Origin of the sequence: Frigoribacterium sp. SL97 (assembly GCF_026625765.1) — a bacterium.
Classification (GTDB): Bacteria; Actinomycetota; Actinomycetes; order Actinomycetales; family Microbacteriaceae; genus Frigoribacterium.
The window spans coordinates 2,700,825-2,715,027 of record NZ_CP113062.1 but is presented as its reverse complement, the minus strand read 5'-3'; the positions used below and the strand labels follow the sequence as shown (position 1 = coordinate 2,715,027).

Below are 14,203 nucleotides of genomic sequence, written 5' to 3'. Positions count from 1 at the left end.
GCCCCTGTGCGGAGCCGGTGACGTCGTGTGATCAGTCAAGCCGCCCGCACGTTGCGTGAACATAAGCGCAGGGCTGAGTCGCCCTCCGTCGCAGGGATGAACCTCGTCCGCCGGTGCCGATCAGGCAGGAGGCGCGGCCACGACCCCGAGGACGCTCGCGTGCAGCAGTCCGTTCGTCGCCATCGCGGTGCCGTGCCACGGGCCCGGCAGCCCGTCGGCACTGGTGAAACGTCCGCCGGCCTCCTCGACGACGACCGCCACGGCCGCCATGTCATAGGGCTGCAGGTCGAACTCGCCCGCGACGTCGAGCGCGCCCTCGGCCACCAACATGTACGACCAGAAGTCGCCGTAGGCCCGAGTCCGCCAGACGCGGCTCGTCAGGTCGAGCAGCTGCGGCAGGCGCCCGGCGTCGATCCAGTACTCGAGCCCGTTGAAGCTCAGGGACGCGTCGGCCAGGTCGCGCACGCCCGACACCCGCAGCGGCCCGTCGTGTTCGGTCGAGAACGCCCCGCCGCCCTGCGTCGCCCACCAGCGCCGGCCGAGCGCGGGAGCACTGACCACGCCCACCACGGGCACCCCGTCGACGACGAGCGAGATCAACGCCGCCCAGACCGGCACCCCGCGCAGGAAGTTCGCCGTGCCGTCGATCGGGTCGACCACCCACTGGCGGTGCGAGGGAGCGTCGTGGCCGTACTCCTCGCCGTAGAAGGTGTCGTCGGGCCTCGCGGCGGCGACCCGGTCGCGGATCGCCCGCTCGACGGCCTGGTCGGCGTCGGTCACGTGCGAGCGGTCGGGCTTGAGCGACACGTGCAGGTCGGCCGACCGGTACCGCTCGGTGCTGATCGCGTCGGCCAGGTCGGCCAGCTCGAGCGCGAGCGCCAGGTCGTCCGCCCAGGGCGTCCCGGTGGATCGGTCGGACGAGGAGGCGCGGGTCGGCTCGGCAGCATCGGTCACCCCGTCAGCGTACCCAGCCGGCCCTGCTCGTCCGCGCCCTGTCCGCCGGCCCGGCCCGCGCCTCCTGCACCCACCGCACCGCCGCCCCCGGCCCGCCCCGCGCCTCCTGCACCGCCGCCCCGCCCCGCGCCGCACCGCAAGGCCCCGCGCCGCACCTCAACGCCGCCCCGGTCCGCCCCGGCCCGCCCTGCACCTCACTGCACCGCGTTTCGTGCACGGCACCGCGACTAGTCCAGGTGTGCCGCACGAAACGCGGTGCGATGTCGCGCGGTCGGCCCCAGCGCGGATCGGCCGACGCCGAGCGACCGAGTGCGGTGCGACGCGTCGGCGCGCTAGCCGAGTTCGTCGCTGCGGGCGTCGTCGGCCGCGGCCGCGAGGTCGCGCGCGCTCACGCCGCCCTTGGATGCGAGCAGTGACTGCAGCGACTCGAGCCGTTCGCGGCCGACGTCGCCGAGCTCGCCGGCCTCGATGCGGTCGACGATCTCCCAGTCGTGGGCCTCGGCCAGCGGGATGCCGTCGACCGGCTCGCCCTCGGCCGGGATCGCGTGCGCCGCGAACGACTTGAGGATGTTCTCGGGGTCGACGTGCCCGAGTCCGAACGACCGCACGCCGGGGGTGTCGACGATCCAGCCGCCGGTCGGCACCTTGAACGACACGGTCGACGACGAGGTGTGCCGTCCGCGACCGGTGACCGCGTTGACCACGCCCACCTCGCGACGCGACCCGGTCAGGGCGTTGACGAGGGTCGACTTGCCGACGCCCGAGTGGCCGACCGTGACGGTCACGTGGCCGTCGAGGACGCCGCGCAGCTCGTCGAGCGCGGGGGAGACCTGCCCGCCGGGTGCGACCTCGTCGAACGAGGTCGAGGTCGTCGTGACGATGCGCAGGTCGAAGCACGAGAAGTGCGCCGCGAACGGTGCCGGGTCGGCGAGGTCGGTCTTGGTGATGCAGAGGATCGGTTCGACCCCCGCGTCGAACGCCGCCACCATGTAGCGGTCGACCAGGCGGGGCCGGGGCTCGGGGTCGGCAGCGGCCACGACGATCAGCATCTGGTCGGCGTTGGCGACGATGACGCGCTCGACGGCGTCGCTGTCGTCGGCACTGCGCCTCAGCAGGGTCGAGCGGTCGTGCACCTTGACGATGCGGGCGAGCGACCCCTCGGAGCCGCTCGTGTCCCCGACGACGCCGACGCGGTCACCGGTCACGACGCTCTTCTTGCCGAGCTCGCGGGCCCGCGCCGTCGTGATCTCGCGTTCGTCGGGGGTGCCGGCGTCCATCAGCACGCCGTAGCGGCCACGGTCGACCGTCCAGACGACGCCTTCCTCGGCGTTCGCGTAGGCCGGGCGCTGCTTGGTGCGCGGCTTGTTGCCCTTGGGGTTCGGGCGCACCCGCACCGAGCTCTCGTCGTACTGGGCGTAGTCGCCCTCGTCCTCCGCGTCGTCGCCGTCGCTCCACCAGCTCATCGTGCCTCGCTCATCGTCGACCGTGCCCCGCTCGTCCTGCGCCGTGCCCCGCTCATCGTCGTCGGCCCGGCGCCTAGAGGAAGCCGAGCAGGTCGATGTCGGCGGGGCTCTGGCGGACGGACCGGCCGAGCATCTCGTCCCACAACTCGACGAACTGCGGCAGCGTCTTGCCGACGACCCGGACGTCGTCGAGCTCGACCCCCTCGACCGCGAGGCCGATGATCGCCGCCGCCGTCGCCATGCGGTGGTCCTCGTAGGTGCGCCACTGGCCCGCGTGAAGCGGGGACGGTTCGATGCGCAGGCCGTCCTCGAGTTCGGTCACCGCGCCTCCGAGGGCGTTGATCTCGGCGGCGAGGGCCGCGAGGCGGTCGGTCTCGTGGCCGCGCAGGTGGCCGATGCCGGTGATCGTGCTCGGGCCCGACGCCAGGGCGGCGAGGGCGACCAGCGCCGGGGCGAGCTCGCCACCGCGGGACAGGTCGACGTCCACGCCGGGCAGCGAGCCGCCGCCGACGAGGCCCACGCCGCCGTCGACGGTGAGGGTGTCGCCGTCGAGCGTGACGGACGCACCCCAGAGCGGCAGCAGGTCGATCAGGTCGGCCCCGACCTGGGTCGTGTCGGCGGGCCAGTGCGGGACGGACACGGTGCCGCCCGCGACCAGGGCGGCCACGAGGAACGGCGCCGCGTTCGACAGGTCGGGTTCGATGACGACCTCGCGCCCTGCGATCGGCGTCGGCGGCACGATCCAGGTGCCGACGGCGGGCGAGGCGACCTCGACCCCGCGCTGGGCGAGCGCGTCGATCGTCATCTCGATGTGGGGCAGGCTCGGCAGGCGTTCGCCGGTGTGGGTCAGGGTGAGGCCGCGTTCGAAGCGCGGGGCCGAGAGCAGCAGCCCCGAGACGAACTGGCTCGAGGCCGACGCGTCGATCTCGACGTCGCCGCCCTCGACCTCGCCGGTGCCGTAGAGGCTGAAGGGCAGCGCGCCCCGGCCGTCGTCGTTCACCTCGACGCCGAGGGAGCGCAGGGCGTCGATCGTCGTGCGCATGGGGCGCTTGCGGGCTCCGGCGTCGCCGTCGAAGGTGACCGGTCCGAGGGCGAGTGCGGCGACCGGGGGCAGGAAGCGCATGACCGTGCCGGCCAGGCCGCAGTCGATCGTCGCGCCGCCCTGCAGCTCGCCGGGCGTGACGACCAGGTCGGGGCCGAAGGGGGAGTCGTTCGGGAACTCGGCGACCGTCGTGCCCAGGGCCTTGAGCGCCTCGATCATGAGCGCCGTGTCGCGGGAGTGCAGCGGCAGCCGCAGCGTCGACGGCGACGAGGCGAGCGCCGACAGCACGAGTTCGCGGTTCGTCAGGGACTTCGACCCGGGCAGGGACGAGGAGGCGCGCAACGGCCCGGAGGCGGTGGGCGCGACCCAGCGCCCCTCGTCGACCTCGGGAACCTTCCCGTCGCCGTAGGGAGAGAACTCGGGCCCGGAATACCTGTACACCTGCATCGGTTCACCACAGTAATGCAGCAAGAACCTGGAGGACCTGTGCCTGTCGCACTCGCACCGAGGGAAATCACCGTCGCCGAACTAGAATCGGCCCTGATGAGCACCCCCGAGGGCCACGAGCCCACACCGACCGCCGCCGTCGAACCGACCGAGGCCGACGTCGACGCCGCCCTCGAGGCGGTCGACGCCGACGCCGAGAAGCGCGCCCTGTTCGAAGAACAGGCGCTGCCGTTCATGGACCAGCTCTACGCCGCGGGCATGCGCATGACGCGCAACCCGGCCGACGCGAGCGACCTCGTGCAAGAGACGTTCGTCAAGGCCTACGCGGCGTTCGCGCAGTTCCAGCAGGGCACGAACCTCAAGGCCTGGCTCTACCGCATCCAGACCAACACGTTCATCAACACGTACCGCAAGAAGCAGCGCGACCCGTACCAGGGCACGATCGACGAGTTGGAAGACTGGCAGATGGGCGGCGCCGAGTCCGCGACCCGCGCCTCCGGCTCCACCCGCTCGGCCGAGGCCGAGGCGATCGACCACCTCCCCGACAGCGCCGTGAAGGACGCCCTGCAGAAGGTCCCCGAAGACTTCCGCATGGCCGTGTACTTCGCGGACGTCGAAGGCTTCTCGTACCAAGAGATCGCCGACATCATGAAGACCCCCGTGGGCACCGTGATGAGCCGCCTGCACCGCGGCCGTCGCCTGCTCCGTGAACTCCTCGCCGACTACGCACGCGATCGTGGCATCGCCGTTCCCGTCGGCTCGTCGAAGGGCGGAAAGAAATGACCGACTGTGGTTGCACCAAGGCCAAGGCCGAGCTCGAAGATTACCTGCACAACGAGTTGTGCCGCGAGGACGCGGCCGACATCCGCGAGCACATGGCGAACTGCGGCGACTGCTCGGGCGAGCACAAGGTCGGCGTCGTGCTGACCGAGGCCGTCCAGCGGGCCTGCCGCGAGACGGCACCCGAAGACCTGCGTGCCACGGTGCTTGCGCGCCTGCGCGAGCTGCAGTCCGCCCACCGCTAGTCGTCGCGCTCCGTGCCCGGCCGGTCGTCACATGACGAACGGCTGCGCTAGCGTCGTGGCATGACCGCAACGGTGCAGCCCCTCGGCATCCCGACCACCAGCGACCTCGACGACCTCGTGTCGTTGATCGGCCTGCTCGGTTACACGCTCGACGCGGACGTCCTGTCCGCGCGCCTGACGCGGCTCACGGCCGACGCGGGGCACGAGACGTGGGTCGTCCGTGGCGACGACGGGCGCATCACCGCCGTGGCCGGCGGTCACGTGGTGTGGGCGTACAACGACGACGCGCCGACGGCCGAGCTCCTGCTGCTCGTCGTGTCGGCCGAGGCCCGCCGCGACGGCGTCGGTTCGTACCTGCTGGGGCACTTCGAGTCCTGGGCCCGCGGGCACCAGGCGCGCGTTCTCAACGCCGTCTCGGCTGCCGCGACCGACTCGGCCAACCGGTTCTACCGCAAGCGCGGCTACCACGAGGCCGGCGTCCGCTACTCGAAGCTCATCTGACCGCGGCGGTCCCGTCTCCTCCTGACGCTGACCGCCCTCCCGGTGCTGGCCGCGCCGTCCCGGTGACGGCCCAGCCCTGAGGCGCGATCCCTCGCCGCGGTGCCGACTCCCTCCGCGGCCAGCGGTGTCGCGGGTGACGCGTCGTGCCTCGTGCGTCGTGCGCCGGTAACTCCTGGCCGGTGTCGTCGTGACGCGGCTGGACTGGGACTGCGCTCGCAGGAGTCCTGAATTGCCGACAGGCGGCACGGGTCCGCTCCCGGGGTCGACCATCGATGCCGATGCCGATGCCGATGCCGATGCCGATGCCGGTGCCGGTGCCGGTGCCGGTGCGATGTCGATGCGGGCGCCGTTCGTCGCAGGCGTGTGTGTGGGCAATTCCGGAGAACGGCTGCACATCGGGGTGTCTGCGCCCGCTGCGGCAGCAGGAGTCCTGAGTTGCCGACAGCGGGGCGCGGACTCGAACCCGGGCGGACCGGTGCCGGTGCAAGCGCCGTCCGTCGGCCCGTCCCGCGGCCCCGAATCGATCCGCGTCGGCACGTCAGGACTCTTGCCGTCGTTCAGCCCGGGGCCGTCCCCGGCGGGCACGTTTCTCCTGAGTTGCCGACGCGCGAGACGACCGTGGCCGCGCCTCCTGAAGGAGGCGCGGCCACGGTCGTGCGGGCGAGGACCGTCTACAGGTCGAGCGCCTCGGCGATCAGGGTCGCCTGCTGCGCAGCGCTCGCCTTGTTCGAGCCGGCGGCCGGCGAGGCCGACGCGGGACGCGACGCCACGCGGATCTGTCGATCGAGGTGCTTCTGCAGCTCGAGCACGACGAACGGCCAGGCGCCCTGGTTCTCGGGCTCTTCTTGCGCCCAGACGAGTTCGGCGGACGGGTAGCGGTCGAGCACGCGGCGGATCTCGTCGAGGGGCAGCGGGTAGAGCTGCTCGAGGCGGACGAGCGCGACGTCGTTCTGCACGCCTCGCTTGTCGAGCTCGGTCGAGAGGTCGTAGTGGATCTTGCCGCTGTGCAGCACGACGCGCTTGGTCGACTCGGGCTCGGAGACCCGCGTGCAGTCGAGCACCGGCTCGAAGCGACCCGAGGTGAAGGCGTCGACCCCGCTGGTCGCTCCACGCAACCGCAGCATGGCCTTCGGGGTGAAGACCACGAGCGGACGACGCGGGCGGGCGTAGGCCTGACGACGCAACAGGTGGAAGTACGACGCGGGTGTGGAAGGCCGCGCGATCGTCATGTTGTCCTCGGCGCAGAGCTGCAGGAAGCGTTCCATGCGGGCGGACGAGTGGTCGGGGCCCTGCCCCTCGTAGCCGTGCGGCAGCAGCAGGACGACGCTCGAGCGCTGACCCCACTTCTGCTCGGCCGACGAGATGAACTCGTCGATGACCGTCTGGGCGCCGTTGCTGAAGTCGCCGAACTGCGCCTCCCACAGCACGAGCGCGTCGGCCCGCTCGACCGAGTAGCCGTACTCGAACGCCATGGCCGCGTACTCGCTGAGCAGCGAGTCGTAGATCCAGAGCTTCGCCTGGTTGTCGGCGACGTTCTGCAGCGGCAGCCACTCCTGGCCGTTCTCGCGGTCGTGCAGCACCGAGTGCCGCTGCACGAAGGTGCCGCGTCGGCTGTCCTGGCCCGCGAGGCGCACGGGGGTGCCCTCGGTGAGCAGCGAGCCGAAGGCGAGCAGCTCGGCGAAGGCCCAGTCGATGCCGCCGTTGCGGCTCATGTCGACGCGCTTCTTGAGCAACTGCTGCAGCTTGGGGTGGACCGAGAACCCGGCCGGCGGGTTGTCGTGGGCGTCACCGATGTCGTGGACGAGCTCGAGCGACACCCCCGTGGTCTCGGGTTCGCCCCGGGCGTCGTCCTGCTGGGCGACGGGACGCTCGAGGTCGGCGACGTCACCGTCGTCGTTCGTCACGACGGGGATCGACCCCGTCTGCGCGGCGTGCGTCTCGGCGAAGGCGCGCTCGAGGCGCTCCTGGAAGTCCCGGTGCGCCCCGTCGTACTCGTCTTGCGTGATGTCGCCCCGGCCGACGAGGGCCTCGGTGTAGAGGGTGCGCACCGAGCGCTTCTGCTCGATGAGGTTGTACATCAGCGGCTGGGTCATCGAGGGGTCGTCTCCCTCGTTGTGACCGCGTCGGCGGTAGCACACGAGGTCGATGACGATGTCGCGCTTGAACTGCTGACGGTACGAGAACGCGAGCTCGGCGACGCGGGCCACGGCCTCGGGGTCGTCGCCGTTCACGTGGAAGATCGGAGCCTGGATCGTCTTCGCGACATCGGTCGAGTACACCGACGTGCGCGACTCGGACGGCGGGGTGGTGAAGCCCACCTGGTTGTTGATGACGATGTGGATGGTGCCGCCGACGCGGTAACCGCGCAGCTGCGACATCTGCAGCGTCTCGACCACGACGCCCTGGCCGGCCATGGCCGCGTCACCGTGGATCAGGATCGGCAACGTGCTGAAGGCCCCGGGCGTCCCACGGTCCTGCTTGGCGCGCACGATGCCCTCGAGCACGCCGTCGCCGGCCTCGAGGTGCGACGGGTTCGCGGCCAGGTACACGGGGATGGTCTCGCCGACGGCACTCGTGAACTCGCCCTCGGTGCCGAGGTGGTACTTGACGTCGCCCGAGCCCTGCACGGTCTTGGGGTCTTGCGTGCCCTCGAACTCGCGGAAGATCTGACCGTAGGTCTTGCCGGCGATGTTCGTCAGCACGTTGAGGCGGCCGCGGTGGGCCATGCCGATGGCGACCTCGTCGAGGCCTTCGCGGGCGGCGTGCTGCATGACCGTGTCGAGCAGCGAGATGGTGGACTCGCCGCCCTCGAGGCTGAAGCGCTTCTGGCCGACGTACTTCGTCTGCAGGAAGGTCTCGAAGGCCTCGGCCTCGTTGAGCTTCGCGAGGATGCGCATCTGCTCGTCGTGCGAGGGCTTCGTGTAGGGCACCTCGAGGTGGTCCTGGATCCACTTGCGCTGCGCGGGATCCTGGATGTGCATGTACTCGACGCCGATGGTGCGGCAGTACGAGTCGCGCAGGATGCCGAGGATGTCGCGCAAGAGGGCGTGGGTACGGCCGCCCAGGCCACCGGTGACGAACTCGCGGTCGAGGTCCCAGAAGGTGAGCCCGTGGCTCTCGATCGCGAGGTCGGGGTGCGTGCGCTGGCGGTACTCGAGCGGGTCGATGTCGGCCATCAGGTGGCCGCGCACGCGGTAGCTGTTGATCAGCTCCTGGACGCGGGCCGTCTTGCTGACGCGCTCGGCCAGGTTGACGTTGATGTCGGCGTTCCAGTGGATCGGCTCGTAGGGGATGCGCAGCGCCGCGAAGATGTCCTCGTAGAAGCCGCGCTGCCCGATCAGCAGCTCGTGCACCTTCTTGAGGAACTCGCCCGAGCCCGCCCCCTGGATGACCCGGTGGTCGTAGGTGCTGGTGAGCGTGATGGTCTTGCCGATGCCCAGCTCGACGAGCGTCTTCGAGGCCGACCCCTGGAACTCGGCCGGGTAGTCGAGTGCACCGGCACCGATGATGGCGCCCGCGCCCTTCATCAGGCGGGGCACGCTGTGGACGGTGCCGATGCCGCCGGGATTGGTCAGCGAGATCGTGTTGCCCTGGAAGTCCGCCGCGGCGAGCTTGTTGTCGCGGGCGCGCTTGACGATGTCCTCGTAGGCGGTCAGGAACTCGCCGAAGTGCATCTCTTCGGCCTTCTTGATGCCGGGAACGAGCAGGGCCCGGGTGCCGTCGGGCTTCGGGATGTCGATCGCGAGGCCGAGGTTGACGTGCGCGGGGGTGACGACCGACGGCTTGCCGTCGACCTCGTCGTAGAAGACGTTCTGGCTGGGGAACTCTTTCAGGGCCTGGACCAGGGCCCAACCGATCAGATGGGTGAACGACACCTTGCCGCCGCGGGCGCGCTTGAGGTGGTTGTTGATGACGATGCGGTTGTCGATCATCAGCTTCGCCGGGATCGTGCGGACGCTCGTCGCGGTGGGCACGGTGAGGCTGGCGTCCATGTTCGTGGCGAGGGACTTGGCCATGCCGCGCAGCGGTGAGACCACGTTCTCGGCCTCGGGCGTGGGCTGCTCGCCGGCCGAGGCGGGCTTCGCCTTGGCCTTGTCGGGCACCTGGGCCGGGATCGGCTTCGCCGCCGGCTCGACCGAGGTGGTGCGCGCGGCGGCCTTCTGGCCGGCGGTCGCAGCGGCGGCGGGTGCGGTCGCCTCAGCGGCCGGAGCGGCAGCGGACGACGCAGGAGGCGCGGGTGCGGTCTCGACGGACGGTGCGGAGGGCGACGTGGGGGCTGATCCGCCCTCGGGCGGCGTGTAGGCCTCGAGGATCGGCCACCACGACTCGTCGACCGAGTTCTTGTCGACCACCCACTGCTCGTAGAGCTCGTCGACGAGCCACTCGTTGGCCCCGAACTCGGCTGCAGCGCCGTCGTCAGTTGTACCGGTCACGTGGCTTGACACAGCCGATCGCCCACTCTCCGTTGATTGTTGATCAGTGCGTGGGCTGCGACGCCCACCCCCTCCACCTTAAGCGCAAACGGCCGGTCCTCGGCGGGACGACTCACAGGGATTACCGTGGACCCATGCGGTTCTACGAGACGACCCCCACGCACGATCTGACCTACTCCGACGTGTTCCTCGTCCCGAGCCGGTCGTCGATCACCAGCAGGCTCGACGTGTCCCTCTCCCCGGGCGACGGCACCGGTGCCACGATCCCGATCGTGTCGGCCAACATGAACTCGGTCACGGGCCCGCGCCTGGCGGCGACGCTGGCGCGTCGGGGCGGCCTCGGCGTGTTGCCGCAGGACATGCACCTGCAAGACCTCGACGCCGCGATCCGTTGGGTCAAGGACCAGCCCGTCGACTACGACACGCCGTACTCGCTCGACGCGGGGCAGACCGTCGAGCAGGCGCTCTCCGTCGTCCCGGCCGTCGAGGGCCACGGCATCGTCCTGCACGACGGCACGGGGGCGTACCTCGGCTGCATCGCCACCTCGCGCCTGGCCACGGCCCCGCGGGACGCGGTGCTCGGCGACCTGCTGCACGGCGCCCTGACCTCGCTCGACGCGGACGACGTCGACAGCCCCCGCGACGCCTTCGACCGCATGGTCGCGGCCGACATCCACTTCGGGCCCGTGCTGCGGCACGGTCGGGTCGTCGGCACGGTGAGCCGCAAGAGCGCGCTGCGGTCGACGATCTACCAGCCCGCGGTCGACGCCGACGGCCGGTTGCGCGTCGCCGCGGCGGTCGGCATCAACGGCGACGTCGCCGGCAAGGCGAGGGCACTCGCCGCCGCGGGCGTCGACGTGCTCGTGATCGACACGGCCCACGGCGACCAGGACGGCATGATCCGGGCCATCAAGGCGGTCTCGGCCCTCGGCCTGGGCCTGCCGATCGTCGCCGGCAACGTGGTCACCGAGGAGGCCGTCCGCCACCTCGTCGCGGCCGGCGCCTCGATCGTCAAGGTCGGCGTCGGGCCGGGCGCCATGTGCACCACCCGCATGATGACGGCCGTCGGCCGCCCCCAGTTCTCGGCCGTGCTCGAGACGGCCGCCACCGCCCGTGCCCTCGGCGCGCACGTCTGGGCCGACGGCGGGGTGCGCTACCCCCGCGACGTCGCGCTCGCCCTCGCGGCGGGTGCGTCGTCGGTGATGATCGGCTCGTGGTTCGCCGGCACCATCGAGGCGCCGGGCGAGCTGGCGAGCGACGAGCGCGGCCTCTACAAAGAGAGCTGGGGCATGGCCTCGACCAAGGCCGTGCGCGGTCGCTTCGAGCGCCTCGACCCCTACGAACTGGCCCGCAAGACGCTCTTCGCCGAGGGCATCTCGTCGTCGAAGATCTACCTCGACCCGCTGCGTCCCGGAGTCGAGGACCTCCTCGACATGATCACCTCGGGCGTCCGCAGCTCCTTCACCTACGCGGGGGCTCGGTCGGTCCCCGAGTTCGCCGAGCGAGCGCTCGTCGGCGTCCAGTCGGCGGCCGGCTACGAAGAGGGCAAGGCGCTCCCCGTCAGCTGGTGAGACGGGGCCGAGGTCGAGCGACGGAAAGCGTGCACGTGCCGTAAGATCTCCCGTCTATGGATGACCCTCCGTCTCAGACGACCGCACCCACGCACCATCGCACGCCGCGCCTCCTGACCTCGGGCGCCATGCCCTCCGAGCGGGGTGACGGAACCCGGTGAACGAGTGGATACTGCTCGCCTTCGGCCTGCTGCTCACCGTGGGCACCGGACTCTTCGTCGCCAGCGAGTTCTCGTTGGTGAACCTCGACCGGTCCGACCTCGAGGCCCGTCAGTCCCGAGGTGAGAAGGGGCTCGCCCCGACCATCGGGGCGCTGCGCATCACGTCGACGCACCTGTCGAGCGCCCAGCTCGGCATCACGCTCACGACCCTCCTGACCGGCTACACGATGGAGCCCGCGATCTCGCGCCTCCTGTCGCCGCCGCTCACCGCGGTCGGCGTGCCCGAGGGGGTCGTCGCGGTCGGTGCCCCGATCGTCTCGATCGTCGTCGCGACCCTGCTGTCGATGATCATCGGCGAGCTCGTGCCCAAGAACTTCGCCCTGGCCCTGCCGCTGAAGACGGCGAAGCTGGTCATCCCGTTCCAGGTCTTGTTCACCACGGTGTTCAAGCCCGCGGTCGCCCTGCTCAACAACACGGCCAACGCCGTGCTGCGCGCCATGGGCATCGAACCGAAAGAAGAGCTGTCGGGCGCCCGGACGGCTGAAGAGCTGTCGTCGCTGGTGCGACGCTCGGCCACGGAGGGCAGCCTCGACCGTGACACGGCGACCCTGCTCGCCCGCACGCTCGTGTTCAGCGACCACACCGCGTCCGACGTCATGACCCCGCGGCCCCGGCTCTCGACCGTCGCGCGCGGCGACTCGGCCGAGACCGTCCTCGAACTGGCGCGACGCACCGGCTACTCGCGGTTCCCGGTGACCGACGACGGCATCGACGACGTCGTGGGCCTGGTCCACGTCAAGCAGGCCGTCTCGGTGCCGCGCGAGAAGCGGGCCGACGTGCCCGTGTCCGCCTTGCTGACCGATGCCGTCCGCGTCCCCGAGACGATGACCCTCGACAACCTGCTGGGCGAGGTGCGGGGTCGCGGCTACCAGATGGCCGTCGTCGTCGACGAGTACGGCGGCACCGCCGGTGTCGTCACCCTCGAGGACCTCATCGAGGAGCTCGTCGGCGAGGTCAGCGACGAACACGACCGCAGCCGGGTCGACGTCGTCCGGTCGCGCAACTGGCTGACCTTCCCCGGTCTGCTGCGTCCCGACGAGCTGCTCGAGCGCGCCTCGGTCAAGGTGCCGGAGGACGGCCCCTACGAGACCGTCGGCGGCTGGCTGATGAGCGAGCTGGGCCGCCTGCCCAAGGTCGGCGACGTCGTCGAGACCGACGACGGCGCGTTCCGCGTCGGGCGGCTCGACGGGCGGCGCATCGATCGCATCCGCTTCACGCCCACGCCCGACGACGTGGTCGAGGCCACGGCGACCGAGCCGGGCCGCCGCGACGGGCGTGACGAGCGCGACCGGTCGGGCCGACGCGACCCGAAGGTGCTGCCCGAGAAGGTGCGCACGGGCGTCGAGGACGACCGTCGCGCGGTCCGCACGAGAGAGGTGACCCGATGAGCAGCGACTGGTGGGGCATCGTCTGGCTCGTCGTGTTGTTGGCCGGCAACGCGTTCTTCGTGGCCGCCGAGTTCGCCGTCATCTCGGCTCGTCGTTCGCAGATCGAGCCCAAGGCCGAGGCCGGCAGTCGCGCGGCGAAGACCACGCTGTGGGCCATGGAACACGCGACGATGATGCTCGCGACGACGCAGCTCGGCATCACCATCTGCTCTCTGCTGATCCTCAACGTGTCCGAGCCCTCGATCCACCACCTGCTCGAGGGGCCGCTCGCCTGGACCGGGCTCAGCCCCGAGCTGGTCAGCGTCGTCGGCTTCGTCATCACGCTCGTGCTCGTGTCGTTCCTGCACGTCGTGTTCGGCGAGATGGTGCCGAAGAACATCTCGTTCTCCCTCCCGGACCGTGCCGCCCTCCTGCTGGCCCCGCCGCTCGTGGCGATCGCGCGCGTCCTGCACGTGGTCGTGCTGGCCCTCAACCACTCGGCCAACGCCGTGCTGCGGGCCTTCAAGGTCGAGCCGAAGGACGAGGCGACCAGCGCCTACACGGTCGACGAGGTCGCGACGATCGTCGCCCAGTCGCAGCGCGAGGGCATGATCACCGACGCGACCGGCACGGTGCGCGCGGCGTTCGAGTTCACCGAGAAGACCGTCGCGCAGACGGCCGTCCCGATGGCCGAGCTCGTCACCCTGCCCGAGGACGCCACGCCGCACGACGTCGAGCGGGCGGTCGCCCAACGCGGCTTCTCGCGGTACGTGCTGGTCGACGACGGCGGCGACCCCACGGGGTACCTGCACCTCAAGGACGTCATCGACCTCGACGAGGACGAGTTCGCCGACCCGGTGCCGCCGAAGCGCATCCGTCAGCTGATCTCGATCTTCCAGGGGACCGAGCTCGAGGACGCCCTGGCGACCATGCGCCGCAGCGGCGTCCACGTCGCCCGCTCGTTCGACGAGACCGGTGCCACGCGCGGCGTGCTGTTCCTCGAGGACATCCTCGAAGAGCTGATCGGCGAGGTCCAGGACGCGACCCGGCGTCGCTGAGCGAGCCCGCGCAGACGACACGACCCGCGCCTCCTGACCCCGAGGGGTGAGGAGGCGCGGGTCGCGTCGTCCGGGACCGTCACGGCCCCCGGGCGGCTGGCCGTGCTCGGCCGGCCGCGCC

10 protein-coding genes are annotated in these 14,203 nt (G+C 71.1%); 6 read left to right on the top strand and 4 right to left on the bottom strand.

Annotated features, from left to right (window positions below; translation table 11 throughout):
• Positions 1–120 precede the first annotated feature (120 nt).
• The 3 genes from OVA02_RS13345 to aroA form a co-directional block, all read right to left on the bottom strand.
• Positions 121–882, bottom strand: coding sequence for an inositol monophosphatase family protein (locus OVA02_RS13345; RefSeq protein ID WP_267659710.1), 762 nt, complete (start codon positions 880–882; stop codon positions 121–123).
• A gap of 404 nt (positions 883–1,286) precedes the next feature.
• Positions 1,287–2,417, bottom strand: a complete 1,131-nt coding sequence (rsgA, locus tag OVA02_RS13340; protein WP_123570299.1) for a ribosome small subunit-dependent GTPase A — start codon at positions 2,415–2,417, stop codon at positions 1,287–1,289.
• A 73-nt stretch (positions 2,418–2,490) separates the two neighbouring features.
• The gene (aroA, locus tag OVA02_RS13335; protein WP_267658669.1) at positions 2,491–3,906 is read right to left on the bottom strand and encodes a 3-phosphoshikimate 1-carboxyvinyltransferase; all 1,416 of its coding nucleotides are present in this window, start codon (positions 3,904–3,906) and stop codon (positions 2,491–2,493) included.
• A gap of 96 nt (positions 3,907–4,002) precedes the next feature.
• On the opposite strand from aroA, the gene OVA02_RS13330 reads away from it, so the two are divergent.
• From OVA02_RS13330 to OVA02_RS13320, 3 genes are read left to right on the top strand one after another with little or no spacing between them, the layout of a single operon-like run.
• Entirely contained in the window at positions 4,003–4,689 is a 687-nt protein-coding gene (locus OVA02_RS13330) for a sigma-70 family RNA polymerase sigma factor (RefSeq protein ID WP_082460271.1), read from the top strand.
• Positions 4,686–4,931, top strand: a complete 246-nt coding sequence (locus OVA02_RS13325; RefSeq protein WP_043593711.1) for a zf-HC2 domain-containing protein — start codon at positions 4,686–4,688, stop codon at positions 4,929–4,931. The genes OVA02_RS13330 and OVA02_RS13325 overlap by 4 nt, the downstream gene beginning before the upstream one ends.
• 60 nt (positions 4,932–4,991) lie before the next feature.
• Positions 4,992–5,432, top strand: a complete 441-nt coding sequence (locus OVA02_RS13320) for a GNAT family N-acetyltransferase (RefSeq protein WP_173151032.1) — start codon at positions 4,992–4,994, stop codon at positions 5,430–5,432.
• Between the two features lie 671 nt (positions 5,433–6,103).
• On the opposite strand, the gene OVA02_RS13315 is transcribed toward OVA02_RS13320, so the two are convergent.
• Positions 6,104–9,877: a multifunctional oxoglutarate decarboxylase/oxoglutarate dehydrogenase thiamine pyrophosphate-binding subunit/dihydrolipoyllysine-residue succinyltransferase subunit gene (locus OVA02_RS13315; protein ID WP_267658668.1), complete on the bottom strand. Its 3,774-nt coding sequence runs from the start codon at positions 9,875–9,877 to the stop codon at positions 6,104–6,106.
• 122 nt (positions 9,878–9,999) lie between these two features.
• Between OVA02_RS13315 and OVA02_RS13310 the strand changes: the two genes are divergently transcribed.
• The 3 genes from OVA02_RS13310 to OVA02_RS13300 all read left to right on the top strand — a co-directional run bounded on the left by OVA02_RS13310 (position 10,000) and on the right by OVA02_RS13300 (position 14,082).
• Positions 10,000–11,436: a GuaB1 family IMP dehydrogenase-related protein gene (locus tag OVA02_RS13310; RefSeq protein ID WP_267658667.1), complete on the top strand. Its 1,437-nt coding sequence runs from the start codon at positions 10,000–10,002 to the stop codon at positions 11,434–11,436.
• 157 nt (positions 11,437–11,593) lie between these two features.
• Positions 11,594–13,045 carry a hemolysin family protein gene (locus OVA02_RS13305; RefSeq protein WP_267658666.1) on the top strand — a complete coding sequence of 484 codons (1,452 nt, stop codon included), beginning with the start codon at positions 11,594–11,596 and terminating at the stop codon, positions 13,043–13,045.
• The gene (locus OVA02_RS13300) at positions 13,042–14,082 is read left to right on the top strand and encodes a hemolysin family protein (protein ID WP_056046041.1); all 1,041 of its coding nucleotides are present in this window, start codon (positions 13,042–13,044) and stop codon (positions 14,080–14,082) included. The genes OVA02_RS13305 and OVA02_RS13300 overlap by 4 nt, the downstream gene beginning before the upstream one ends.
• Positions 14,083–14,203: the final 121 nt, after the last annotated feature.